General features: G+C 66.1%; 26 protein-coding genes. 15 read left to right on the top strand and 11 right to left on the bottom strand.

Annotated features, from left to right (window positions below):
• Positions 1 to 6: 6 nt before the first annotated feature.
• From pdxS to ABQE93_RS20990, 10 genes are all read right to left on the bottom strand, one after another.
• Positions 7 to 918, bottom strand: coding sequence for a pyridoxal 5'-phosphate synthase lyase subunit PdxS (pdxS, locus tag ABQE93_RS21035; protein WP_448410228.1), 912 nt, complete (start codon positions 916 to 918; stop codon positions 7 to 9).
• A 66-nt stretch (positions 919 to 984) separates the two neighbouring features.
• Positions 985 to 2,019, bottom strand: coding sequence for an NUDIX hydrolase (locus ABQE93_RS21030; RefSeq protein ID WP_448410226.1), 1,035 nt, complete (start codon positions 2,017 to 2,019; stop codon positions 985 to 987).
• Positions 2,016 to 3,176, bottom strand: coding sequence for a glycosyltransferase family 4 protein (locus ABQE93_RS21025; RefSeq protein WP_448410224.1), 1,161 nt, complete (start codon positions 3,174 to 3,176; stop codon positions 2,016 to 2,018). The genes ABQE93_RS21030 and ABQE93_RS21025 overlap by 4 nt, the downstream gene beginning before the upstream one ends.
• A complete protein-coding gene (locus ABQE93_RS21020) occupies positions 3,176 to 4,108 on the bottom strand; it encodes a phosphatidylinositol mannoside acyltransferase (RefSeq protein ID WP_448410222.1) in 933 nt (310 codons plus the stop codon). Before ABQE93_RS21020 ends, ABQE93_RS21025 begins: the two co-directional genes overlap by 1 nt.
• Positions 4,105 to 4,791 carry a phosphatidylinositol phosphate synthase gene (pgsA, locus tag ABQE93_RS21015; RefSeq protein WP_448410220.1) on the bottom strand — a complete coding sequence of 229 codons (687 nt, stop codon included), beginning with the start codon at positions 4,789 to 4,791 and terminating at the stop codon, positions 4,105 to 4,107. The genes ABQE93_RS21020 and pgsA overlap by 4 nt, the downstream gene beginning before the upstream one ends.
• Positions 4,788 to 5,366 carry an ATP adenylyltransferase gene (locus ABQE93_RS21010; RefSeq protein WP_448410218.1) on the bottom strand — a complete coding sequence of 193 codons (579 nt, stop codon included), beginning with the start codon at positions 5,364 to 5,366 and terminating at the stop codon, positions 4,788 to 4,790. Before ABQE93_RS21010 ends, pgsA begins: the two co-directional genes overlap by 4 nt.
• Complete coding sequence (thrS, locus tag ABQE93_RS21005; RefSeq protein WP_448410216.1) at positions 5,363 to 7,417, bottom strand: threonine--tRNA ligase; 2,055 nt, start codon at positions 7,415 to 7,417, stop codon at positions 5,363 to 5,365. Before thrS ends, ABQE93_RS21010 begins: the two co-directional genes overlap by 4 nt.
• A 72-nt stretch (positions 7,418 to 7,489) precedes the next feature.
• Positions 7,490 to 7,915: a TIGR02611 family protein gene (locus ABQE93_RS21000; protein WP_448410214.1), complete on the bottom strand. Its 426-nt coding sequence runs from the start codon at positions 7,913 to 7,915 to the stop codon at positions 7,490 to 7,492.
• Positions 7,912 to 8,523 carry a PaaI family thioesterase gene (locus tag ABQE93_RS20995; protein WP_448410417.1) on the bottom strand — a complete coding sequence of 204 codons (612 nt, stop codon included), beginning with the start codon at positions 8,521 to 8,523 and terminating at the stop codon, positions 7,912 to 7,914. The genes ABQE93_RS21000 and ABQE93_RS20995 overlap by 4 nt, the downstream gene beginning before the upstream one ends.
• Before the next feature lie 30 nt (positions 8,524 to 8,553).
• Positions 8,554 to 9,426: an aldo/keto reductase gene (locus ABQE93_RS20990; protein WP_448410212.1), complete on the bottom strand. Its 873-nt coding sequence runs from the start codon at positions 9,424 to 9,426 to the stop codon at positions 8,554 to 8,556.
• A 37-nt stretch (positions 9,427 to 9,463) separates the two neighbouring features.
• Between ABQE93_RS20990 and ABQE93_RS20985 the strand changes: the two genes are divergently transcribed.
• From ABQE93_RS20985 to ABQE93_RS20975, 3 genes are all read left to right on the top strand, one after another.
• Entirely contained in the window at positions 9,464 to 9,961 is a 498-nt protein-coding gene (locus ABQE93_RS20985; RefSeq protein WP_448410210.1) for a DUF1990 domain-containing protein, read from the top strand.
• Positions 9,962 to 10,005: 44 nt separating this feature from the next.
• Positions 10,006 to 10,728, top strand: a complete 723-nt coding sequence (locus ABQE93_RS20980; RefSeq protein ID WP_448410208.1) for a GAF and ANTAR domain-containing protein — start codon at positions 10,006 to 10,008, stop codon at positions 10,726 to 10,728.
• A gap of 139 nt (positions 10,729 to 10,867) precedes the next feature.
• Positions 10,868 to 11,743 (top strand): L,D-transpeptidase, encoded by an 876-nt coding sequence (locus tag ABQE93_RS20975; RefSeq protein WP_448410206.1) that lies wholly within the window; start codon positions 10,868 to 10,870, stop codon positions 11,741 to 11,743.
• A gap of 153 nt (positions 11,744 to 11,896) precedes the next feature.
• Here ABQE93_RS20975 and ABQE93_RS20970 read toward each other — a convergent pair whose 3' ends face one another.
• Positions 11,897 to 12,382 carry a hypothetical protein gene (locus tag ABQE93_RS20970; RefSeq protein WP_448410204.1) on the bottom strand — a complete coding sequence of 162 codons (486 nt, stop codon included), beginning with the start codon at positions 12,380 to 12,382 and terminating at the stop codon, positions 11,897 to 11,899.
• A gap of 392 nt (positions 12,383 to 12,774) precedes the next feature.
• Here ABQE93_RS20970 and ABQE93_RS20965 point away from each other — a divergent pair, with 392 nt between their 5' ends.
• The 12 genes from ABQE93_RS20965 to ABQE93_RS20910 all read left to right on the top strand — a co-directional run bounded on the left by ABQE93_RS20965 (position 12,775) and on the right by ABQE93_RS20910 (position 22,367).
• Positions 12,775 to 13,173: a phage holin family protein gene (locus tag ABQE93_RS20965; protein WP_448410202.1), complete on the top strand. Its 399-nt coding sequence runs from the start codon at positions 12,775 to 12,777 to the stop codon at positions 13,171 to 13,173.
• A complete protein-coding gene (locus ABQE93_RS20960) occupies positions 13,173 to 13,481 on the top strand; it encodes a DUF3618 domain-containing protein (RefSeq protein WP_448410200.1) in 309 nt (102 codons plus the stop codon). Before ABQE93_RS20965 ends, ABQE93_RS20960 begins: the two co-directional genes overlap by 1 nt.
• A gap of 266 nt (positions 13,482 to 13,747) precedes the next feature.
• Positions 13,748 to 13,990 carry a hypothetical protein gene (locus tag ABQE93_RS20955; RefSeq protein WP_448410198.1) on the top strand — a complete coding sequence of 81 codons (243 nt, stop codon included), beginning with the start codon at positions 13,748 to 13,750 and terminating at the stop codon, positions 13,988 to 13,990.
• Between the two features lie 46 nt (positions 13,991 to 14,036).
• On the top strand, positions 14,037 to 15,470 hold the full coding sequence (locus tag ABQE93_RS20950) for an amino acid permease (protein WP_448410415.1): 1,434 nt from the start codon (positions 14,037 to 14,039) through the stop codon (positions 15,468 to 15,470).
• A 70-nt stretch (positions 15,471 to 15,540) separates the two neighbouring features.
• Complete coding sequence (locus tag ABQE93_RS20945; RefSeq protein ID WP_448410196.1) at positions 15,541 to 16,884, top strand: pyridoxal phosphate-dependent decarboxylase family protein; 1,344 nt, start codon at positions 15,541 to 15,543, stop codon at positions 16,882 to 16,884.
• Between the two features lie 117 nt (positions 16,885 to 17,001).
• Complete coding sequence (locus ABQE93_RS20940) at positions 17,002 to 18,195, top strand: Fic family protein (RefSeq protein ID WP_448410194.1); 1,194 nt, start codon at positions 17,002 to 17,004, stop codon at positions 18,193 to 18,195.
• 303 nt (positions 18,196 to 18,498) lie between these two features.
• A complete protein-coding gene (locus ABQE93_RS20935; RefSeq protein ID WP_448410192.1) occupies positions 18,499 to 19,644 on the top strand; it encodes a tyrosine-type recombinase/integrase in 1,146 nt (381 codons plus the stop codon).
• 134 nt (positions 19,645 to 19,778) lie between these two features.
• Positions 19,779 to 19,994, top strand: a complete 216-nt coding sequence (locus tag ABQE93_RS20930; protein ID WP_448410190.1) for an excisionase family DNA-binding protein — start codon at positions 19,779 to 19,781, stop codon at positions 19,992 to 19,994.
• A 69-nt stretch (positions 19,995 to 20,063) separates the two neighbouring features.
• Positions 20,064 to 20,300, top strand: coding sequence for a hypothetical protein (locus tag ABQE93_RS20925; protein WP_448410188.1), 237 nt, complete (start codon positions 20,064 to 20,066; stop codon positions 20,298 to 20,300).
• A 23-nt stretch (positions 20,301 to 20,323) separates the two neighbouring features.
• On the top strand, positions 20,324 to 20,617 hold the full coding sequence (locus ABQE93_RS20920; RefSeq protein WP_448410186.1) for a hypothetical protein: 294 nt from the start codon (positions 20,324 to 20,326) through the stop codon (positions 20,615 to 20,617).
• Between the two features lie 86 nt (positions 20,618 to 20,703).
• Entirely contained in the window at positions 20,704 to 21,273 is a 570-nt protein-coding gene (locus tag ABQE93_RS20915; protein WP_448410184.1) for a hypothetical protein, read from the top strand.
• A complete protein-coding gene (locus tag ABQE93_RS20910; RefSeq protein WP_448410182.1) occupies positions 21,270 to 22,367 on the top strand; it encodes an AAA family ATPase in 1,098 nt (365 codons plus the stop codon). The genes ABQE93_RS20915 and ABQE93_RS20910 overlap by 4 nt, the downstream gene beginning before the upstream one ends.
• Positions 22,368 to 22,668: the final 301 nt, after the last annotated feature.

Here is a 22,668-nt window from a genome sequence, read left to right as displayed (position 1 = left end):
ACGTACTTACCAGCCGCGATCAGCGAGCCGGTGCGGGGCCGCAACACCCTCCACGTTGAGGCCGACCATCGGCTCCCCCAGCCCGCGCGAGACCTTCGCCAGCACGTCGGGGTCGTCGTAGAAGGTGGTGGCCTTGACGATCGCGGCGGCACGGGCTGCCGGGTCGCCGGATTTGAAGATGCCGGAGCCAACAAAGACGCCTTCGGCGCCCAGCTGCATCATCATCGCCGCGTCGGCCGGGGAGGCGATACCGCCCGCGGTGAACAACGTCACCGGCAGCTTGCCTGCGCGGGCCACCTCGGCGACGAGATCATAGGGTGCCTGCAATTCCTTTGCCGCAACGTACAACTCGTCTTCGGACATCGATGTCAGACGGCGGATCTCGCCGCCGATCTGACGCATATGGGTGGTGGCGTTGGACACGTCGCCGGTGCCGGCTTCGCCCTTGGAGCGGATCATCGCCGCGCCCTCGGTGATGCGGCGCAGCGCCTCGCCGAGGTTGGTCGCGCCGCACACGAACGGCACGGTGAACTTCCACTTGTCGATGTGGTGGGTGTAGTCGGCCGGGGTGAGCACCTCGGACTCGTCGATGTAGTCGACGCCGAGGCTCTGCAGGATCTGCGCTTCGACGAAATGGCCGATGCGGACCTTGGCCATCACCGGGATGGTGACCGCCGAGATGATGCCCTCGATGAGATCAGGATCACTCATCCGCGCGACCCCGCCCTGGGTGCGAATGTCGGCTGGGACGCGCTCCAGGGCCATCACGGCCACTGCGCCCGCCCCCTCGGCGATGCGCGCTTGCTCGGGGGTGACCACGTCCATGATCACGCCGCCCTTGAGCATTTCGGCCATGCCGCGCTTGACTCGTGCGGTTCCGGTCTGCGACACGGACCCCTCGTTCGCCGCGGTTTCCACTGCTATCTCCTCCAAGTCGCTACTGATCCACTCTAATGCGGCCGCAAAACCGTTTATTTCGCAGCATCAGCGGATCGATTGCAGCTGGCGCCGCGGCACGCCGTCCCGCGCGTCGGCCAGCGCGTTGGCCTCGACCAGCAGCTCGCCGAGCTGCACGGGGTACACCGCTTCCCCGCTGGCGACCAGCTCTTGGATCATTGTCTCATCGCACCAGCGGTACCCGTGAATGTAGGACCGCTCCAGCCCCGTGCGGCCGTCCGGCGCCGGTTCGAAACGGCGGGTGCGGTGCACGAAGAACATCTCCTGGCTGCGGATCACCGACCCGTTGAAGTCGATCACCGCATCGCGGCGCCACACCGGACCGATCATCTGCCCGGCATCGACCCGCAACCCGGTTTCCTCGTCCACTTCACGCGCGGCGGCCTGCTGCAGCGTCTCCCCCTGTTGCACGGCGCCGCCGACCGTGAACCACCAGCGCGGCGCTGGGCCCTCGCCGGCGTCGGTGATCGCCGGGTCGGACCCGCTCAACAGCAGCACCGCCCCGGTCTCGTCCAACAACACCACCCGCGCCGACACCCGGCGGCTGACCGGCGGGGTGGTCTCTGCCCGCTCGGCGATCTCGAAATAGGTTGGCAACGCGGCTGTTCCGCCGAGCCGCAGCGCCCGCACGGCGGGGCGTTCCCGCAGCGCGAGGGTGTCGCGGACGGCGTCGTTGTGGAAGCGACGCGCCAACAGCACCCGCGCCTCGGCGTCGGCGAGTTCGGCGACCAGCGCGACGGGCAGCGACGCCGGATCGACCATCGCCAGCGCCGCGGACAGTTCGTTCTCGGCGGCCTCGCGCGACGACCGGGGGGCGCGTTCGGCCGCGTCGGCCAGCGCCGCCAGCCGTTTGCCCTGCGGTCCGCCGCCGTAGGCGTCGGCGGCCACCGCCCTGGCGACGACGGCGCGCCGGGCCAGCGCACTGTCCAGGGACTGCCAGGACAGGTCGTAGCGCACGTGGAGGCGGTCGAGTCGGTTGGCGGTCTGGATCGCCCACCCGCCGATCGCCAACAACGCGGTGAGCAGCACCGCGAGCGCGATCACCACGATCCACGTGGTCAATTAGATCCCCCGGTCACTACGCTTCTGCCCGCCGTGCCGGCCACCTGCACCTTGATCCCGGCACCCGCCACCGTCTCGTAGACCCGCATGATCTGGCGCGCCACCACCGACCAGTCGTAGCGCCGCACCGCGTCCGTGCCGGCCTCGATGTAGCGCTCGCGCACGATGTCGTTCTCCAGCACCTCGATCAGGCCCTTGGCGAGCGCGGCGTCGTCGTCGATCGGCACCAACCGGCCGACCGCACCGTCCATCAGCACCCGCCGAAACGCGTCCAGGTCGCTGGCCACCACCGGGGTCCCGGCCGCCATCGCCTCCACGAGCACGATGCCGAAGCTCTCGCCGCCGGTGTGGGGGGCGCAGTACACGTCGGCGCTGCGCATCGCCGACGCCTTCTCACCGTCGTCGACCTGACCCAGGAACCGTAGGTGACCGGCCAGCTTGCCGGCGTCCTCGCGCAGTTCGTCGGCGTCACCGCGGCCCACGACGAGGATCTCGATGTCCTCGAACCGCTCGACCAGCGCCGGCAGCGCCCGCAGCAGCACGGCCATGCCCTTGCGCGGTTCGTCGTACCTGCCGAGGAACAGCACCGACTTACCCGGCCGCGGGTAGCCCTCGAGGCGCGGCGCCGAGGCGAACGCGCCGACGTCGACCCCGTTGGGGATCTCGACCGCGTCGCTGCCCAGCGCCTCCATCTGCCAGCGCCGCGCCAGATCCGACACCGCGATGCGGCCGACGATCTTCTCGTGCATGGGCCGCAAGATCGGTTCAAACACACTGAGTGTCAACGATTTTGTCGTCGACGTGTGAAAGGTCGCGACGATCGGGCCTTCGGCGATGTTGAGCGCCAGCATCGACAGGCTGGGCGCGTTGGGTTCGTGCAGGTGCAGCACGTCGAAGTTACCGTCGGCCAGCCAGCGTTTGACCATCCGGTGGGTGGCCGGCCCGAACCGCAACCGCGCCACCGAACCGTTGTACGGGATCGGTATCGCACGGCCGCCGGAGACGACGTAGTCGGGCAGCGTCACATGCGGTGAGGACGGTGCCAGCACGCTGACGTCGTTGCCGCGGGCGCGCATCACCTCGGCCAGTTGCAGCACGTGGGACTGCACACCGCCGGGCACGTCGAACGAATACGGGCATACCATCCCGATGCGCATCAGGTCGCTCCCAGCTTGGCGCGCCGCTCGGCGGGCAGGTCGGCCAGCCATTGCGGCTGCATCATGTGCCAGTCTGCCGGGTGCGCGGCGATGTTGCGGGCGAACCGGTCGGCCAGCACCTGGGTGATGGCGGTGACGTCACCGGAGGAGGTGTCCACCGCCGGATACACCCCCATACCCCAGCCGTCGCCCTCGAACCAGCAGTGCGCGGGCAGCAGCGCCGCACCGGTTTCGATCGCCAGCTTCGCCGGACCGGCGGGCATGCGGGTGGCCTCGCCGAAGAAATCGACCGTCACGCCGTTGCGGCTGAGGTCGCGCTCGGCCATCAGGCACACGATGTGATTGTCGCGCAGGCGTTCACGCAGGATGTCGTACGGTGGGCGCTCGCCGCCGGAGGACGGCAGCACCTCGAAACCCAGGCTCTCGCGGTAGGCGACGAACCGGTTGTAGAGCGATTCGGGCTTGAGGCGTTCGGCGACGGTCGTGAACGAGCCGTGGTTCTGCACCAGCCACACCCCGGCCATGTCCCAGTTGCCGCTGTGCGGCAGGGCAACCACCACACCGCGGCCGGCCTCCAGCCCCGCCCATACCCGGTCGACGTCGTGCACGAAGAGGTCACGTCCGACAGCTTCGTGGTCCATGGTCGGCAGCCGGAACGCCTCACGCCAGTACCGAGCGTAGGAGGCCACCGACGCGCGGATCAGCCCGTCGGGCACGCGGTCGGGCGTCACGCCGAGCACCCGGGCCAGGTTCTTGCGCAGCTGTTGTGGCCCGGCGCCCCGCGCGGCGTAGTGCGCGCCGGCGTTGAAGGCGTTGCGCGCCGCGAACTCCGGCATGGCGCGGACCAGCCGCCAACCGGCCGCGTAGCCCCAGTCCGACAACCGTCCGCTCAACGGGTTGCGCGTCTGCGGTTCCGGCTGGGTGCTCGTCACGCGTTCTCCTCCCCCTGGTCCCCTGGGGGGTGGTGTTGTTTGGTGTCGGGTTTGGTCAGCAGATCCATTGCGCCGGGTGAGGTCCGCACGCTGTGCACCCGCTGGCCGAGCGTGATCAGGCTGGTGATCGCCAGCACCCACATCGCAACGTGCAGCAGCCACGGCATCGGGAAGAACGGCAGGTCGGAGACGCCCGCCCCGATCAGCACGATGATCAGCCGCTCCGGGCGCTCGATCAGCCCGCCCTCCGCGGAGAGCCCGCTGGCCTCGGCGCGGGCCTTGATGTAGGAGATGACCTGCGAGGTCACCAGGCAGATCGCGGTGGCCACCACCAGCGAGGCGCTGTGCAGCCCGAAGGCGGCCCACCACAGCAGCCCGCAGAAGATCGCGCCGTCGCCGATGCGGTCGCAGGTGGCGTCGAGCACCGCCCCGAAGCGGGTGCCGCCGCCGCGCTCGCGGGCCATCGCCCCGTCGAGCATGTCGGCGAGCACGAAGAAGAACACGGCCACCGCGCCCCACCACAGCTGGCCGATGGGAAACAGCGTCAGCGCGCCGAGCACCGATCCCGCCGTGCCCAGGATCGTGATCGTGTCGGGTGTGAAGCCTGCCCGCAGCGCGGCTTTGGCGATCGGCTTGCTGAGCTTCTCGTAAGCCGCGCGGGTCATCAGGTAGAAGTTGCTCACTGCTGCTTCGCCCACTCCGTTGCCAGCAGTTGCCGGGTCTCACGCAACAACTGCGGCACCACCTTGGCCCCGCCGATGATCGTGATGAAGTTCGCGTCGCCGATCCAGCGCGGCACCACATGCATGTGCAGGTGCTCGGCCAGCGAGCCGCCCGACACCTGGCCGAGGTTGAGCCCGACGTTGAAACCCATCGGGTTGGACACGCTCTTGATGACCCGAATCGCCTTCTGGGTGAACGCCATCAGCTCGGCGCTCTCGGCGTCGGTGAGGTCCTCCAGCTCCGAGACCCGCCGGTAGGGCACCACCATGAGATGGCCCGGGTTGTAGGGGTACAGGTTCAGCACCACGTACACCTGCTGGCCGCGCGCCACCATCAGGCCGTCCTCGTCCGAGAGCGTCGGGATCTCGGTGAACGGCCGGGATTCGCGGGTGTTTTCGCGGCGCATCGGGGCTTCGGCGATGTAGCTCATCCGGTGCGGTGTCCACAGCCGCTGCAGGTGGTCGGGTTCACCGGCGCCCTGGTCGACGATCGTGCGGTCCTCGGGTCCGTCGCGCAGGTTTTCGTCACTGGTCACGACTGGTTGCCCACCTTGAGCAGATCGGCGGTGGGAGCGGCGTTCTCGCGGCTGGTGACCCAGTTGACGATGGCCTCGACGGCGTCATCGCGGGGTACCCCGTTGACCTGGGTGCGGTCACCGAAGCGGAAGCTGACCGCCCCGGCCTCCACGTCGCGGTCGCCGGCCACGAGCATGAACGGCACCTTCTGGTTGGTGTGGTTGACGATCTTCTTGGCCATCCGGTCGTCGCTGGTGTCGACCTCGGCGCGGATGCCGCGCAGTTCCAGTTGCGCGGCAACGCCGTTGAGGTAGGCGATGTGGTCGTCGGAGACGGGGATGCCGACCACCTGCACTGGCGCCAGCCACGCCGGGAAGGCCCCGGCGTAGTGCTCGGTGAGGATGGCGAAGAACCGCTCGATGGATCCGAACAGCGCGCGGTGGATCATCACCGGGTGCTGACGTGACCCGTCGGCGGCGGTGTACTCCAGCTCGAAGCGCTCGGGGAAGTTGAAGTCCAGCTGGATGGTCGACATCTGCCAGCTGCGCCCCAACGCGTCTTTGACCTGCACCGAGATCTTGGGACCGTAGAACGCCGCGCCCCCGGGATCGGGGACGAGCTCCAGACCCGATGCGGCGCCGACCTCGGCGAGCACGTTGGTGGCTTCCTCCCACAGCTCGTCGGAGCCGACGAACTTGTCGGGGTCCTTGGTGGAGAGCTCGAGGTAGAAGTCGGTCAGGCCGTAGTCGGCGAGCAGATCCAGCACGAACCTCAGCAGCGAGGTCAGCTCGTCGCGCATCTGCTCGCGGCTGCAGTAGATGTGCGCATCGTCCATCGTCAGGCCGCGCACCCGGGTCAGCCCGTGCACCACCCCGGAGAGCTCATAGCGGTAGACGGTGCCGAACTCGAAGAGCCGCAACGGAAGTTCGCGGTAGGACCGCCCGCGCGACCGGAAGATCAGGCAGTGCATCGGGCAGTTCATCGGTTTGAGGTAGTAGTCCTGGCCCGGTTTGCGCACCGTGCCGTCCTCGTTGTACTCGGCGTCCAGATGCATCGGCGGGAACATGCCGTCGGCGTACCAGTCCAGGTGCCCGGAGATCTTGAACAGCTCGGCCTTGGTGATGTGGGGGCTGTTGACGAACTGGTAGCCCGCCTCGATGTGCTTGCGCCGCGAGTAGTCCTCGAGCTCGCGGCGGATGATGCCGCCCTTAGGGTGGAAAACCGCCAAGCCCGAACCGATTTCGTCGGGGAAGCTGAACAGGTCGAGTTCGGCGCCGAGCTTGCGGTGGTCGCGGCGCTGGGCTTCCTCGATCAGTTCGAGGTGGCGGTCGAGGGCTTCCTGGGACTCCCATGCGGTGCCGTAGATTCGCTGCATGCTCGGGTTGTCCTGGTTGCCGCGCCAGTAGGCAGCCGAGCTGCGGGTGAGCTTGAAGGCCGGGATGAACCGCGTCGTCGGGATGTGCGGGCCCCGACACAGATCGCCCCACTCGCGTTCCTTGGTGCGGGGATTGAGGTTGTCGTAGGCGGTCAGCTCGTCACCGCCGACCTCCATCACGTCGGGGTCGCCGGACTTGTCGTCGACGAGTTCGAGTTTGTAGGGCTCGTTGGCAAGTTCTTGGCGCGCTTGGTCTTTGGACTCATAGACCCGCCGCGAGAACAGCTGGCCTTCCTTGACGATCTGGCGCATCCGCTTCTCGAGCGCCTCCAGATCCTCCGGGGTGAACGCACGCTCGACGTCGAAGTCGTAGTAGAAGCCGTCGGTGATGGGCGGGCCGATGCCCAGTTTCGCCTCCGGGAACAGGTCCTGGACGGCTTGGGCGAGCACGTGTGCGGTGGAGTGGCGCAGCACGCTGCGGCCGTCCTCGCTGTTGGCGGGCACCGGCGTCACCTCGACGTCGGCCTGCGGCGTCCACGACAAGTCACGCAGCAGGCCCTCGGAGTCGCGGACGACGACGATCGCGTCGACGGCGCCGCGGCTGGGTAGCCCGGCTTCCCGCACCGCCGCCCCCGCGGTGGTCCCGGCAGCGACCCGGATCGGGGCTGCGGGGGCGTGGTTGACGGCGGCGCTCATCGGTGACTCTCCAAGCTCTCGGGGAAGTTCTCCACACAACTCAAGACGCGACCATGCTATCTAGGCGAGCGCTCAGGATCCCAAGCCAATGGGGCTGTTCAGCCAGGTCCACTCGATACCCACCAGGCCGGCGCCCCACGACAGCGCACCCAGCAGCCACAGCGTCACCCACACGATCAGCGCGGTGAACAGCCCGCCGAGCGCCTGCACGGCCCAGTGCTGCTGGTGAAACCAGGCCATCACCTCGTCGTAGCGTCGGCGCACGACGAGAAGCAGGCGCCGCGCCCACGCGAACTCGGTGGACAGGATGCCCAGCCCGACGAACACAATGGCCCAGCCCGGCCCGGGATACGGGATGGCGATGATCCCGATCGCCAGCACGATCAGGCCGATCGCGCCGACGACGATGCGGTACGCGAACTCGACGCGGCGCCGGCCGCGCAGCCGCTCGCGCCACCGCAACCAGCTTGGGACCTCCCGGTCTTTCTGGTCGGTCACGGCTGGCCGGGTTTGAGCTTGACGAACAGCGCCTCGGCGTCGGCCAGCACGGTGTCGCCGTCGAGCACGCGGCCCTCGATGAAGATTTTTCGTCCATCGACGCGTTCGACGCCGGCGTCGACCGTCAACTGCTTCTCGATCGGCACGATCTGGCGGTAGTTGACGTGCAGGTACGCGGTGCGTTGTCGGGGACCCTCGGTCAGCCGGAAGGCGGTGTAGCCGAGCACCGAGTCGAACATCTGCGCAATGCAACCGCCGTGCACGGCGCCGTTGCGGCCGAGGTGAAACCGGCGGAAGCGCACGACGCCGCCGACCCGGCCGTCGTCGGTCTTGTGGTACTCCCCCGGAATGCCGAGCACGCTGCCCCGGTTGGGCAGGTCCAGGCGCCGGCCCGACGGTGACGTCCACTCGTCGACTTCGTAGGGGCCCAGCAGCTGGGAGACCTTGTCGAGGAGGTCGGCGGCTTCGGTGATCACCTCGTCGGGAGCGTCGACCGCGCGGGCGTGGTCCTGAAGGGTGCGGACCCCTTCGACGAACCTGCCGTAATCCGGCCCGCCCTTGGTGGTTGGCTGCGGCGGGTTGAACCCGCCGCCGGGATGTGCGTCGATGCTCACCCGCTTACCGTATTGCCTGGCGCGTTACCCGGCTGAACCGGCGCGACTGAGCGTCTCGAACTCGTCGTCGGACAGCTCGATCGCGGCCGCGGCGACGTTCTCCTCGAGGTGGGCGACCTTGGAGGTGCCGGGGATCGGCAGCATCACCGGGGAGCGTTTGAGCAGCCAGGCCAGCGCCAGCTGCGACGGCGACGCGTGGTGGTCGGCGGCGATGCGCTGCAGCGGGCCGTCGGGCGCCGCCAACGGCCCCGCGGCCAGCGGAAACCACGGGATGAACCCGATGCCGTGGGCTTCGCAGGCCTCCAGCACGGGTTCGGCGGTGCGGGTGGTCAGGTTGTACATGTTCTGCACCGACACGATGTCGGCGACCTTGCGGGCGGCCTCGAGCTGTTCGACGGTGACCTCCGAGAGCCCGATGTGGCGGATCTTGCCTTCCTGCTGCAGCGCGGCGAGCTCACCGATCTGGTCTTCGGCCGGGAACTTGTCGTCGATGCGGTGCAGCTGGAACAGGTCGATGGTGTCGACGCCGAGGCGGCGCAGGCTCATCTCGCACTCCTGACGCAGATACGCCGGGAAGCCCAGCACCGGCCACACGTCGGGGCCGGTGCGCAGCAGACCGGCCTTGGTCGCGACGACGACGCCGTCGGCGTAGGGGTGCAGCGCTTCGCGGATCAGTTCCTCGGAGATGTAGGGGCCGTACGAGTTGGCGGTGTCGATGAAGTTGACGCCGAGCTCGACCGCGCGGCGCAGCACGCGAAGGCACTCGTCGCGGTCGGCGGGCGGGCCCCAGGTGCCCTTGCCGGTCAGCCGCATGGCGCCGTAGCCGAGGCGGTTGACGACCAGATCGCCGCCGAGGGTGAACGTTCCGGATGCCTGCGCGATGCTCTTGGTGCTCATGTAGACGAACGTACGCCGCGCGATACCGTCGGCTCCGATGAGACTCAGTGAGCTCGCGACGCTGCCGTTGACCTACGCCGAGGTGGGGGCCACCGCAGGGCCGTTGCCGGCGGGTTATCACCACGTGCACAAGAGCGCCGTCATCGGCAGGGGCCGTGCGCGTTTCGAGGAGGCCGCGGCCACCGGCATGCGCTGGGGTATGTTGCGCGGCGCCGGCGTGCGGGTCGAGGCGACGACGGAGACTGCGCAGGTGGGTGCGGAGGTGATCGTCCATCTGGGACCGGTGCGCGCGCCGTGCCGGGTGGTTTACGTGGTCGACGAAGCCGATCGGCGCGGCTTCGCTTACGGCACCCTGCCCGGTCACGCCGAATCCGGTGAGGAGCTGTTCCTGGTCCGCTACGATCCCGACACCGACGAGGTGTGCGCGGTGGTGACGGCATTCTCCCGGCACGCCACCTGGTGGAGCCGGCTGGCATCACCCGTCACGTCGTTGGTGCAGCGGATCGTCACAGAGCGATATCTGCAGGCTCTTTGAACTCCGGTGCGCACCACCTGTGATAGTTGACGGAGGGCGGTCGGATGGAGACGGTTGACGGATCCACGGGCGCGCAGGACGCCCATCTGCGCATCGCGGAGATCGTGCAGAGCCTCTACAGCCGGCCCGACACCGACTCGGGCACCGTGATCGCCGAGTTGGCCGAGCATGCCGTCGTCGAGATCCCCGGCGCCCAGTACGCCGGCATCACCGTCACCCGCAACGCCAAGCACATCGACACCACCGCGGCGACCCATCTGTGGCCGGTGCTGTTGGATAAGGTCCAGCAGCGTCATCGGGAGGGCCCGTGCCTGACCGCGGCCTGGGAAGAAAAGGTCGTCCACGTCGCCGACCTCGAGACCGAGGACCGGTTCCCCCTCTACTGTCGGGATGCGTTGGCAGAAACCCCGATTCGTTCGATCATGGCGTTTCAGCTCTTCATCGCCGGCAAAACGATGGGGGCATTGAACATTTACGCCGAATCACCAAATGTGTTCGGCGAAGAGGCCAAAAAGCTCGGCCTGGTCTTTGCGACCCATTCCTCGGTGGTGTGGAACTCCGCGCGCCGCGACGAGCAGTTCAAGCGGGCGCTGGCCAGCCGTGACACCATCGGTCAGGCCAAGGGCATGGTCATGGAACGTTACGGTGTTGATGCGGTACGGGCTTTCGACTTGTTACGCAAGATTTCTCAGGAATCCAACGTGCCGCTGGCGCAGGTGGCCGAAGAACTCGTATTGAAGGCGCAGTCACCGGAGCCATCGAACTAGCCGCTGAGCGCTGATTGACGGGCCGTGGCCGAACCGTGACTGAGACTTAACCGAATCGCTCACGCGCCCTTACCCATCCATCGAGAACGCACCCATAGCATCGAATTGACACTCGAGAAATTTCAAGGGAGCCCAATCCGTGCGTGGCGTTGTCCGGTGTGTTCTTGCTGCCGTCGTAGTCGCTACCAGCGCGGTCGCCGGCCCGGCTGATACCAGCCTGGCCGCGGCGAACCGTTCGCTGACTAGCGTCATCACGTCCGTCCTACCGTCTCCGGATCAGGTGGTCGGCGTGGCACACCCTGTGGTGGTGACGTTCAGCGCGCCGATCATCGACAAGCGTGCCGCGGAGCGGACCCTCAATATCACCTCCTCACCTGCGATGACGGGCCAGTACGAGTGGCTCGACAGCAAGGTGGTGCAGTGGACCCCCGACGAGTTCTGGCCCGCGCACAGCACGGTGTCGCTTTCGGTGGGCGGCGTGCCGACACGGATCGTGACAGGTGCTGCCGTCGTCGCCGTGGCCAACATCGAAGAGCACACATTCACCGTGACCATCGACGGAACCGAGGCCGGACCGCCGCCGATGTTGCCGGCGCCGCACCACCGACCGCACTTCGGCGAGCCCGGGGTTTTCCCGGCGTCGATGGGCCGGGAGCAGTACCCGACACCGGTCGGTACCTTCCCAGTCCTTTCGAAAAAGCGCGACGTGGTAATGGATTCGAGCAGCGTCGGCATTCCCGTCAGCGCCGAGGACGGCTATCTGCTCACCGTCGATCACGCTGTTCGTCTCACCACCCGCGGCATTTTCGTGCACGCCGCACCGTGGGCGGTCAACTCGATGGGATATGAGAACACCAGCCACGGCTGCATCGGCCTGAGCCCCCAGGACGCCGAGTGGTACTTCGACGTCGTCAAGGAGGGCGACCCGGTTATCGTGCAGCAGAACAGCGTTGAGATACCTCGTCCGGTTGAGCCGGAGGCTCCCGTCGAGGTACCGCGGATCGTTTCCGGCTGACGGAGTCTCGCGCTTCTTCGCCCTTCACCCAGCCCGGCGTGCCGGTAGTCCTGGCGTGTATAGCTGATTGTTCTGTCGTGCAATGAGTTTGGCCCGGCGGTGAGTTGGTACTCACCGCCGGGCCAAAGCCGGTAGAGGGTTAGTTGTGCGTCATCAGCCTGCAGGGCCAGGCATGATCGGCTGGCCGGGCACCGGAGCACCCTCCGGGGCCGGTCCGGTCACCTGTCCCTTACCGCCCGCGCCACCCATCTCGGTGATCGGAGCCACCGGAGCGAGCGGAGCACCCGCCACTGCTATCGGAGCGGCAGCCGGCGGCGGAACCACGGGCGGCGGCACCAGCGGCGGCACCACTGGCGGAGGCACCAGCGGTGGCACCAGCGGCGGCGGAACCACTGGCGGAACCAGCGGCGGCGGGACGACCGGGGGCGGAACCACAGGAACCGGTCCCGGCAACGCCATCGGAACGCCAGCCATATCGGTGAGCGGCAGACACGCGCCTGCCGGCGCCGGGGCCTCCCCTGCGGCCGTCTCGACACACTCGTAGCCGCCGGCCGACGCTGTCGGGCTCAACGCCATGGCTACCCCGCACAACCCAGCCCCAACAACGGCTGTGATGTTGAATCGATCAAAGACCGTCATCGACGTCGATCCCTTCATTTACCTTCAGATATTCCGCACTCACTCATGCAGCAGACCTGCATGCCGTACCGGAGTCGCGGTTATGCGACCGCGTAAATTATCAGCACCGACACGACGCCGACGCGCCACGCCGCACCGCACCGTTTCCAAATGGTGACCCGTATGGAAGGCCGGAGTGTCCTTCCGCCCGCCTGTCGGCTTCCCAGAGTGCTTTACGTGACGGAATTTGCTTGACCGCAGCGCTTTTGGTTTACCTAACCGATGCGAACCCGAGTCGCAATCGTCATCGACGCCGGGACGAAATCGTGCCTTCGGGGCCGCTCGACGTTTGGTTCCGTCACATGGGGGCATGCCTGTTACGGCAGAGCAACCGAGTCAAGGGTTGGTAAGTGATGGCTGTGGAATCCAAGCCCAGCGCCGATGCATCCATCGGCGAGTTGATGGGCCAGTTGTCGACACAAACGTCGCGGCTGATCCGCGACGAGATGCGGCTAGCCCAGAAAGAGTTCCAGGAGTCGGCCAGGCACGCCGGGATCGGCGCTGGCCTGTTCAGCGTCGCGGGCCTGCTGGCGTTCTTCGGCGTGGCGACGTTCATCACGGCCGGCATCGCGGCGCTCGCGCTGGTGCTGCCTTTGTGGGCGTCGGCGTTGATCGTCGGCGCGGTGTTGTTCATCGCGGCGGGGATTGCCGCGCTGATCGGACGCAAACAGACCGACGAGGTCACGCCGGCGGCGCCGCGGACCGTCGAGACGGTGAAGGCCGACATCGAAGAGTTGAAGGGTGCCCACTGATGACCACACCTGATTCCGGACCTGGTCCCGGTCGTCCCGAGCCGGGCCCCTCGGCCGACATCTCCGACATCGAGGCCGACATCGAGCAGACCCGCGACGAACTCGGCCAGACCGTTGCGGCGCTGTCGTCGAAGCTCGACGTCAAGGAGCGCACCAAGGAGAAGGTCGCCGACACCAAGGAGCGGGTGGCCGAACGGGCCGACACGCTCAAGCACACCGCGACCGACAACCCGTCGCGCACGGTGCCGATCGCCGTCGTCGTCGTGGCACTGCTGGTCGGGATCGTCGTGTGGAGACGTCGGCGGTAACGCAGGCTCAAGGTTGCAGGACTGCCCCGCAACCCTTTTGACTCATGGCGGCTGGACCCCGCCGCGCCCACCCGATTGGCCGTGGGACTGCGAGTGAGCCCGTTGCCCGTTGCGGTCATAACAATATTTGATTTGGCAAATACCTTGGCGCGTTGACAAATTCGTCAAAAAATCGGCAATTTTTCTCCCGGAATGAATTCGTGTGTGCAAAACTTCGCCGGTGCCAGAGCGCCACACTGTCCCCCCGACCGCTGTAGGTGAGGCCAATGCGACTTCTCGACTTCCGGGCCAAGACACCACTTATCGGGATGACCCTGGTCTTTGTGGCGATGGGCCTCGTCGTGCTGACGGACTATGTGGCCCCGGGCTGGTACTCGATCATCGGGTATGTGATCGCCGCGGGCGTCGCGGTGTTCGGTTTCGTGTTCACGTTTCGCGACATCCCCACTCCGCCTCCCGACGCGGACGTGGACGAGATCCAGAAGCCGGGTGTAACCCCGAAACACTGACCCTCCATCAACGCTGAGCCGGCGAGAGGCACCCGACATGGCGACCATGCCTGATTCATTGACGCCGGATACATCGGTGCTGACCAGCGAGGACGCTGGCTACCACAAGAGCCTGAAACCACGCCAGCTGCAGATGATCGCGATCGGCGGCGCGATCGGCACCGGCCTGTTTCTCGGCGCCGGCGGCTACCTGGCCAAGGCCGGCCCGGGGCTGTTTCTGGTGTACGCGGTCTGTGGTGTGTTCGTGTTCCTCATCCTGCGCGCCCTGGGTGAGCTCGTTCTGCACCGGCCGACCACGGGGTCGTTCGTCTCGTACGCGCGCGAATTCCTCGGCGAGAAGGCGGCTTACGTCGCGGGCTGGATGTACTTCCTGAATTGGGCGATGACGGCCATCGTCGATTCCACGGCCATCGCCACCTACTTCCAGTTCTGGTCGATCTTCGACGGGATCCCCCAGTGGACGATCGCGCTGGTCGCGCTCGCGGTGGCGCTGAGCGTGAACCTCATCTCGGTGTCGCTGTTCGGTGAGCTCGAATTCTGGGCCGCCCTGATCAAAGTGCTTGCGCTGCTGACGTTCCTGGTTGTCGGCACCATCTTCCTGGCCGGCGGCGGCGAGGTGAACGGACGCGACACCGGCCTCAGCGTGATCGCCGACAACGGCGGCCTGTTCCCGATGGGCGTACTCCCCCTCGTCGTCGTCATATCGGGCGTGGTGTTCGCCTATGCCGCAACAGAATTGGTCGGCACAGCGGCCGGTGAGACGGCCGAGCCCGAGAAGGTCATGCCGCGGGCCATCAACTCGGTGATCGCCCGTATCGCGCTGTTCTATGTGGGCACGCTGTTCCTGCTCGGCGTGTTGATGCCCTACACCTCTTACTCGGCCGACGAGAGCCCGTTCGTCACGTTCTTCTCGAGCATCGGGGTCTCCGGCGCCGGGGCGATCATGAACCTGGTGGTGTTGACGGCGGCGTTCTCCAGCCTCAACGCCGGGTTGTACGCCACGGGCCGCATCCTGCGTTCGATGGCGATGAACGGGACCGCGCCGAAGTTCACCGCGCGGATGTCGAGTCGCGGTGTGCCCTATGGCGGTATCTGCCTGACCGCATCGATCGGCCTGTTGGGCGTACTGCTCAACGGTGTGGTGCCCACCATGGCGTTCGAGATCGTGCTCAACGTCGCGGCGCTCGGCATCCTCTCGTCGTGGGCGATGATCATCGTCTGCCAGCTCCAGCTGCTGCGATGGTCGAAGCTGGGCAGGTTGGCCCGGCCGTCGTTCCGAATGTGGGGAGCGCCCTACACCGGCTACGCCACGTTGGCGTTCCTGTTGGCGGTGCTGGTGCTGATGGCGTTCCAGTATCCGATCGGAACGTGGACGGTGGCCAGCCTGCTCATCTTGATTCCCGCCTTGATCGTTGGCTGGTATCTCGTTCGTGGCCGCGTGGTCGACGCAGCTGCCTCTCCGAACTTCCTCGAGCAGTAATTGGGGGACTAACCGGGGGTCTGGTGGAGGGCCCCGCACGACTCGACCGTCGAAGATTGGAGTGAGAGCGATGCACAAGGTGGACCAGACCACCGAACAGATGATGCGCAGCGTGTTGGCCGTCGCCGAGGACCGGTTGCGGATGGACCCCGTGCCGCTCAACAAGACGGTGCCGCCGGCCGAAGAGCTCAACGAACACTTCAAGGGGCTGATCCAGGAGATGCCGCGCGACCCGGACGAGGTGCTGGGCGTGTACACCTCGGTGATCGCGCCGACGGTGATCTCCGCCGACAGCGACCGGTTCCTCGGGTTCATTCCCGCGGCGCCGACGCGGGCCAGCCTGCTGTTCGACATGCTGGTGTCGGTCACGCCCGTGCAGGGCAAGTCGTGGCTGGAAGCCTCTGGGGCGGTGGCCGCCGAGAACAGCGCGCTGCGGGTAATCGCCAACGAAGCCGGGATGCCGGCGACGGCCGGGGGCTGTTTTGTGTCCGGCGGGTCGGCGGGCAACTTGTCGGCGCTGGCCGTGGCGCGCGAGACGGCGAAGAAGCGCGGCGCCACGGGGCGGCTGCGCGTGGTCGTCGGAGCCGATGCGCACTCGTCGGTGGTCAACGCGCTGCACCTGCTGGAGTTGGACGCGCTCGTCATCGACACACCGGATCATCGGCTCACCGCCGAGATCGTGCGGAATGCGGTACCGAGCGATGCGGAGAACATCGCGGCGGTGGTGTGCACGGCGGGCACCACCAACGCCGGCATCATCGACGACTTGGCCGGCGTCGGCGCGATTGCGCGCGAACGCGGCTGGTGGATGCACGTCGACGGCGCATACGGCGGGGCCGGGGTGTTCGCGCCCTCGCTGAAGCCGAAATACGCAGGCCTCGAACATGCGGACTCGTTCATCCTCGACCCGCACAAGTGGTTGTTCACGTCGTTTGACTGCTGCGCGGTGCTCTACCGCGAGCCCGAACTGGCCCGGGCCACCCATACCCAGGACGCGTCGTACCTGGATGTCATCAAGGTGTCAGGCGAGGAATGGAACCCCGCCAACTACGCCTACCACCTGACCCGGCGGGTGCGCGGGCTGCCGCTGTGGTTCTCGCTCGCGGTGCACGGCATCGGGGCATACCGCGAGGCCATCGAGGTCGCGGCGTCACTGGCCCGCGAGACGGCGGAGCTGATCAACGCGGCCCCGCAGCTGGAGTTGATTCTCGAACCCGACCTCGGGGTGGTGCTGTTTCGCCGGCTCGGCTGGGGTCCCGACGACTACACCGCGTGGGCGCAGGGCTTGCACCAGGACCAGGTGGCGTTCATTCCGCCGACCAAGTGGGAGGGTGAGCCCGTCGGCCGGTTCGCGTTCCTGCATCCGGGAACCAGTATGGATTTGGTGCGGGAAATCCTGGCACGGACCGAGTAGGTGAGGCCTCTTGCGCGCTCCTGCGCGCTTGATGTTCGCCGCGTCGACGCCGACTAAGTGGGTGTTGCCGCGACACTAACACCCACTTAGTCACGTATCTGGGTGTAAAGTTCCGGGATGGACCCGCTTGGCAGCCACGCCGTCCAGTACGAGACGCTGCCCTGGGACGCCTCCCCTGCCGCATCGTATGTGCGGGCGGCACAGCGACAACAAGGCAGCTATAACGCGGCGATCAGCGCGCAAATCGCGGATCTCGCTGTCAAATTACCGTCCGACGTGCTCGCCGACGCTGAGGACGCCAGCCGCGAGGTCACTCGATTCGACGCTGAGGTCGGCGGTGGTACCGTGCCGTTTTCATCGGTGCTGTTGCGAACCGAATCGTCAGCCAGCTCCACCATCGAAAACCTGACGGCATCGGTACGCGCCATTGCCGAGGCCGAGCTGCCAGGGGCCAAGACGACCGCTAACGCCAAGGTCATCGTCGCCAACACCGCGGCGATGGTCGCCGCGATCAACCTGGCGGACAACATCGACGCTGACGCGATCCTGGCGATGCACGAGGCCCTTATGCGCGATGTCGACCCGAAATCCGCCGGTCGGTGGCGCAAAGAGCAAGTCTGGATCGGCGGAAGCACCCATGGTCCGCGCGGCGCCATGTTCGTACCTCCGCACCACAGCCGCGTTGTGGAAGCCATCGACGACTTGCTCCGCTTCGCCCAGCGCGACGATATCCCCGCCCTCCCCCAGATCTCGTTGGCACACGCGCAATTCGAGACGATCCACCCCTTCACCGACGGCAACGGTCGCACCGGCCGAGCACTGATTCAGGCGATGTTGCGCCGCAAAGGACTAACACGAAATGTGACGGTGCCGGTGTCGGCTGGACTGCTGACAGACACCGACAGCTACTTTGCGGCGCTGACCGCCTACCGCGAGGGCGACTCCGCACCGATCGTGCGCCGCATGTCGGAGGCGGCTGTCGCTGCAGTCTTCAACGGTCGTGAGCTGGTCAATGAGTTGCACGCCGTGCGGGCAAAGTGGAACGACAAGATCAGTGCACGCAGCGATTCAGCCGTGTGGCAGATCGCCGACCTATTACTGCGTCGCCCGGTCATCAATACGGCACTGCTGACCGAGGAACTGGGTATCGAGTCGAAGCACGCACGCCGATACCTCGAACCCTTGTCAGCGGCGGGCATCACCATCGAAACGAGCTCGGGACCACGCAGCCGCGTGTGGCGCTCGCCAGAGGTCATCGCGGCACTCGATGCGTTCGCCGAACGCGCGCGCCGAGGTGGGCTGCGACGATGAGACAGCCGACCGCCGCCAGGTTGGTCGACGATCGCGTCCCCACGACCGAAACGGTGCGGATCAGAGTGTCACGTGATGAAGCGTGCGCCGACGGGCCAAACGCCGCCCCAAGGACGAGCAGGACCCGGTCTTGGACTGAGGATTCTGTGGTCCCGACTGGGATCGAATTAGATCGCGTGGCGTTTGCTTGTCACAGGTAGAGGGATTATCGCCGCAGGTCACCGACCTAATCGGCGGTCACGTGAGTTAACGGCCATACGCGGCCATATACAGGCTGGATAACACACGGATAACATCACTGGCATGGCTGGAAAACAGGGACACCGGGGCTGGGGATGGGTCCGTCCCAGCGGTCGGCGTCACCCGAAACGCTGGCACGCAAGCTACATCGGCCCCGACCGGGTGCGCCACAACGCGCCGAGCACGTTCGGGCGCAAAGCCGACGCCGCGCATTGGTTAGCGTCCGAGCGCCGACTCATCGACTTGGGCGCGTGGACGCCGCCCGCCGACCGGGCCACCGCCAAGGGGGTGACGCTGGCGCTGTATGGCCCGCAGTGGATCGAGCAGCGCACCGTCAGGGGCCAACCACTCAGGCCGCGCACCAAGGGCCACTACGAGAGCCTGTTCAACGAACACATCAAGCCGACCAGTATCGCCAAAATCCCCATCGCCGCGATCACGCCGCAGGCCGTCCGATCCTGGTACGCGAACACCTTGGTCGACCGGCCCACCTATCGGTCGCACGCCTACGGGCTGCTGCATTCGATGCTGGCGACGGCGGTGTCCGATGGGCACATCAACACCAACCCGGCGCAGATACGCGGGGCGGGCAGCGTCACCGCGAAAAAGCAAGCGGTGATCCTCGACGTGGGCGAGGTCGCCGCGCTGGCCGACGCTATCGACCCCCGCTACAAGGCGCTGGTGTTGATCTCCGCGTGGTGTGGGCTGCGGTGGGGCGAGGTCACCGAGCTACGCCGCAAAGACTTCGATGACGAGGCCGCGATCATCACCGTGGGCCGCGCCGTCGTGCACAAGCCGGAATGCATCATCGACACGCCCAAGACGCACCGGGTGCGAACCGTGGTCACGCCGCCGCATATCCGGCCAGTCATCTTGGCGCACTTGGCATCTGCGACAAATGTCGCACCCGATGCGCTGGTGTTCCCCGCCGAGCGCAGCTGCCACCTTAATGACAAGACATTTAGGCGCTACTTCCACGCGGCGCTGAAAGCCATTGGCCGCGACGGCAAGACCAAGCCCAAGCCCGCGATCCACGATCTGCGGCACTTCGCGGGAACGCAGGCCGCGCGGGTCGGCTCCCTACGGGAGACGATGGAGCGGCTCGGGCACACGACGGTCAAGGCGTCGATGACCTATCAGAACGCGGTCAGTGGCCGCGATATCGCGGTGGCCGAGGCGCTGTCGGCGCTGGCGACGACGTCGGAATAAGAACACGTTGCAATCCGAGATCACGTAGCGCACACACCATCTGCGCTGCGCGAACCCAACGGCCAGTGTGGCAGGCACTCCGGGATCACAGTATCCCCTACCGGTCGTCCGTAGGCGCTCGTATACAGGACCCTATGAGCGTCACCAACATCAAACGGACGGTTCCACCCGTCGACATCCGCACTGCTGCACGCATTCTCAATGTGAGCACCATGTTTATCCGTCGTCGCATTGACGACGGCACGCTACCCGCCTACCAGATCAAGGGTTCCCGCGTCATCCGCATCGAACGAGCCGACGTGGAAGCCCTCAAACAACAGATCGCGGTACGGCCCGGTGGTGCGCGGTAGTGACTCGCTCCCCCGAATGCCTCAGCGGGGGCGAAACACACTGAGGCACACCCGAAAGAAGGACACCCAATGGGAACACGCACGACGATCAAGACTCCCCACACGGACGATTGCATAGGTGTGGACGGTAAGGAATGCGAACCGACTCAAGGCATATGGGACCAACCATCAGGTTACTGGGTCAATGCAGTCATCGACCAAGCTGCCGAGGAAGCCGTCACCGGCGGAATAGCGATGCCGCCGTGGTGCGCCATTCGCCAACGCGCCTGGGTCGCCGAGGCTTTGCGGGACGACGTAACCGCCTGAGCGACAACAGGAAAGGACGTACAATGCAAGAACTGCATTGGGTTGAACGTGTTTGCGACTACTCCGACGGCAGTGTCTCAAGGGATTACGACACGCTGGTAGAACCGCCCGTAGGGTTCACGATTGCATCCCCACGACGGCGTACCGGTTACATGTTTGACCGGGTGTGCGTATCAGACATAGGCACAGTTGTTTTGACCGGAGACGACCGGGAGATGTTCCTTACGGACGACGATGTCCGCGCACTATCGCAGTTGCTTTCGGCTGCGCTCGACAAGCTGGACCGCACATCCATCGACAGGACGGAAACCGCCTAACCGCAAAACCACAACCGCACATACAAACAACAGGCCCCCTTGGCGAGTAATCGCCGAGGGGGCCTGCTGCACGAAAGAAGAAACACATGCAGGATAACACGTCTGACGACGCAGAGCAGCCGTGTCCCGGCTGGATCACCGGCAAGTGCGTGGCGTGTGACTGTCCGTGGCTGACCGACTACCCCGACACAGCAGCCGGTGACTTCATCGGCGCGGTTCGTGCCAATAGGCCGTACGCACCCAAGGGTGCGGCGCTGCCGGGCGGTGATGGAGTACGCCCATGGGAGCAGGCGCATCCCGAGGACGTTGCCGAACTGGAACGGCGGCGCGCACAACGCGCACAACGACAAGCCACGTGGCGCAACGTACAACGCAGAACCGTCAAAAACGTGACGCCGCGGGCACTTAAAGCGCTAACCGACGAGGGCAACACCCTGGCCCACACCGCGCGCGGAGGCCGCAACGAGCAGGCCAACACGTCAGCGTTCAACCTCGGCCAGTTGGTCGCGATGGGCGAAGTGCCGGAACGCCTTGTGAAAGAGGAACTGTGGGCCGCGTGCCAGATCAATGGACTGATACGTGACGACGGCGAAGCATCGGTCAAAGCCTCACTGCGGTCGGGACTGGAAGCCGGGAAGAGGGAACCCCGCCAATGAACAGTGAGTACGGAAAACAATGGGAGCGCGGCACGACACCGGAGATCAGCACCCCAAAGCTGTGGCGCGCTGCCGACCTCAAGCCTGCCGCGCGGTTGCGGTGGCTGGCCAACAAGTGGATTCCGCGCGGTGCTCCGACCGTATTGTGCGGCGACGAGGGTATCGGCAAGACGCTGTTCGATATTCGCGTCGTCGCCGCCGTCACCACAGGGACCCCGTTACCGGATGTCGGTATCCCCAAGCGTGATCCGCAGCATGTCCTACTGGCTGCGATCACCGAAGAGGACTGGTCGACCATAGTGCTGCCACGGCTAGAGGTCGCCGGGGCCGACCTCGACATGGTGCGGGTGATCTGCTCGGAAGCCGACGGTTCAGGTGCGCCGGTTTTTCCCCGCGACTTCGACCTCATCCGCGAGATGGACCCGAAACCGGCACTGATCGTTGTCGATTCCTGGCTAGACACCCTGGCAATGGATATGGTTGTCCGCGATTCGCAAAGCGCCGCAAGGGCTTTGGCACCGTGGACCGACCTTGCCACCAAGACCGACGCGGGCATCATTCTCCTCACGCCGACCAACCGGCTGGCTACCGGCGATGTGCGCGAACGGTACGGTGCCACCCAGCATTTACGCAAGAAAGCGCGGATGACACTGTTCGCGGTGCGCGACGACGATACCGACTTCATGGTGATCGGGCCGGACAAGGCCAACGTCACCAAACCCGTGCGTGCCGCGATGTATCGGGTCACCGCAGTGGACAGGTGGGAACCCGCCGAGGACGACGACGGCACCGTGGGCAGGCTCGACTACGTCACGACGACTGACCGCACCATCCGTGAATGGGTCACCGACACACATGAACAGGCCAACGACGGCGACGACGATTCAGCGTTGACGACGGCAACCAACTGGCTGCGCGAATACCTCACGATGAACTGGCCGCAGATGGACTCGGCTCAGGTGAAGCTCGATGCCGACGCGGCCAAGATCAAACCGCGCACGCTGCGGCGTGCACGCCTGCGGCTGCGCGTGGTCATCGACACCGGGGCCGACCCTGTGACCAACGCGTTCAAGACGTACTGGCGGCTGCCATGAGCAAACCCATCGCCGGAAAACGCCGTTATGCGTGCCAGTTCGGGGCGGGCAACTGTGTCCAAGTGTGGCCCTATATGTATCTCAGGGACATAGTTACAGGTAGAGACATTGGTGTTGGACATAGATGCACGTCACGCATTTACACCCAACCCATGGCTCGCAAACACGTTGGACACACTTGGTGGCGTGCACACCGCAGACCAGCATCTATGTCCAAGGCCAAGCCTGTAAGCAGCAAGTATGTCCTACAGACATATATAGGGACACGGTTGGACACAGTTGGTTCCGCTGCGCGCCAACA

Source organism: Mycolicibacterium sp. XJ662 (assembly GCF_053484035.1).
The sequence above is the reverse complement of the archived record's forward strand: the minus strand, read 5'-3'. Positions and strand labels throughout refer to the sequence as shown.

Coding starts and splice junctions, on each gene's coding strand:
- ABQE93_RS20915 (WP_448410184.1), top strand. CDS start 20,704: ATGCAGGATAACACGTCTGACGACGCAGAGCAGCCGTGTCCCGGCTGG.
- ABQE93_RS20970 (WP_448410204.1), bottom strand. CDS start 12,382: ATGACGGTCTTTGATCGATTCAACATCACAGCCGTTGTTGGGGCTGGG.
- ABQE93_RS20940 (WP_448410194.1), top strand. CDS start 17,002: ATGGACCCGCTTGGCAGCCACGCCGTCCAGTACGAGACGCTGCCCTGG.
- ABQE93_RS20980 (WP_448410208.1), top strand. CDS start 10,006: ATGGAGACGGTTGACGGATCCACGGGCGCGCAGGACGCCCATCTGCGC.
- ABQE93_RS20955 (WP_448410198.1), top strand. CDS start 13,748: ATGCGACTTCTCGACTTCCGGGCCAAGACACCACTTATCGGGATGACC.
- ABQE93_RS20910 (WP_448410182.1), top strand. CDS start 21,270: ATGAACAGTGAGTACGGAAAACAATGGGAGCGCGGCACGACACCGGAG.
- ABQE93_RS20950 (WP_448410415.1), top strand. CDS start 14,037: ATGCCTGATTCATTGACGCCGGATACATCGGTGCTGACCAGCGAGGAC.
- ABQE93_RS20930 (WP_448410190.1), top strand. CDS start 19,779: ATGAGCGTCACCAACATCAAACGGACGGTTCCACCCGTCGACATCCGC.
- ABQE93_RS20920 (WP_448410186.1), top strand. CDS start 20,324: ATGCAAGAACTGCATTGGGTTGAACGTGTTTGCGACTACTCCGACGGC.
- ABQE93_RS20935 (WP_448410192.1), top strand. CDS start 18,499: ATGGCTGGAAAACAGGGACACCGGGGCTGGGGATGGGTCCGTCCCAGC.
- ABQE93_RS20985 (WP_448410210.1), top strand. CDS start 9,464: ATGAGACTCAGTGAGCTCGCGACGCTGCCGTTGACCTACGCCGAGGTG.
- ABQE93_RS20925 (WP_448410188.1), top strand. CDS start 20,064: ATGGGAACACGCACGACGATCAAGACTCCCCACACGGACGATTGCATA.
- thrS (WP_448410216.1), bottom strand. CDS start 7,417: ATGAGCGCCGCCGTCAACCACGCCCCCGCAGCCCCGATCCGGGTCGCT.
- ABQE93_RS20960 (WP_448410200.1), top strand. CDS start 13,173: ATGACCACACCTGATTCCGGACCTGGTCCCGGTCGTCCCGAGCCGGGC.
- ABQE93_RS20965 (WP_448410202.1), top strand. CDS start 12,775: ATGGCTGTGGAATCCAAGCCCAGCGCCGATGCATCCATCGGCGAGTTG.
- ABQE93_RS20990 (WP_448410212.1), bottom strand. CDS start 9,426: ATGAGCACCAAGAGCATCGCGCAGGCATCCGGAACGTTCACCCTCGGC.
- ABQE93_RS21025 (WP_448410224.1), bottom strand. CDS start 3,176: ATGCGCATCGGGATGGTATGCCCGTATTCGTTCGACGTGCCCGGCGGT.
- ABQE93_RS20945 (WP_448410196.1), top strand. CDS start 15,541: ATGCACAAGGTGGACCAGACCACCGAACAGATGATGCGCAGCGTGTTG.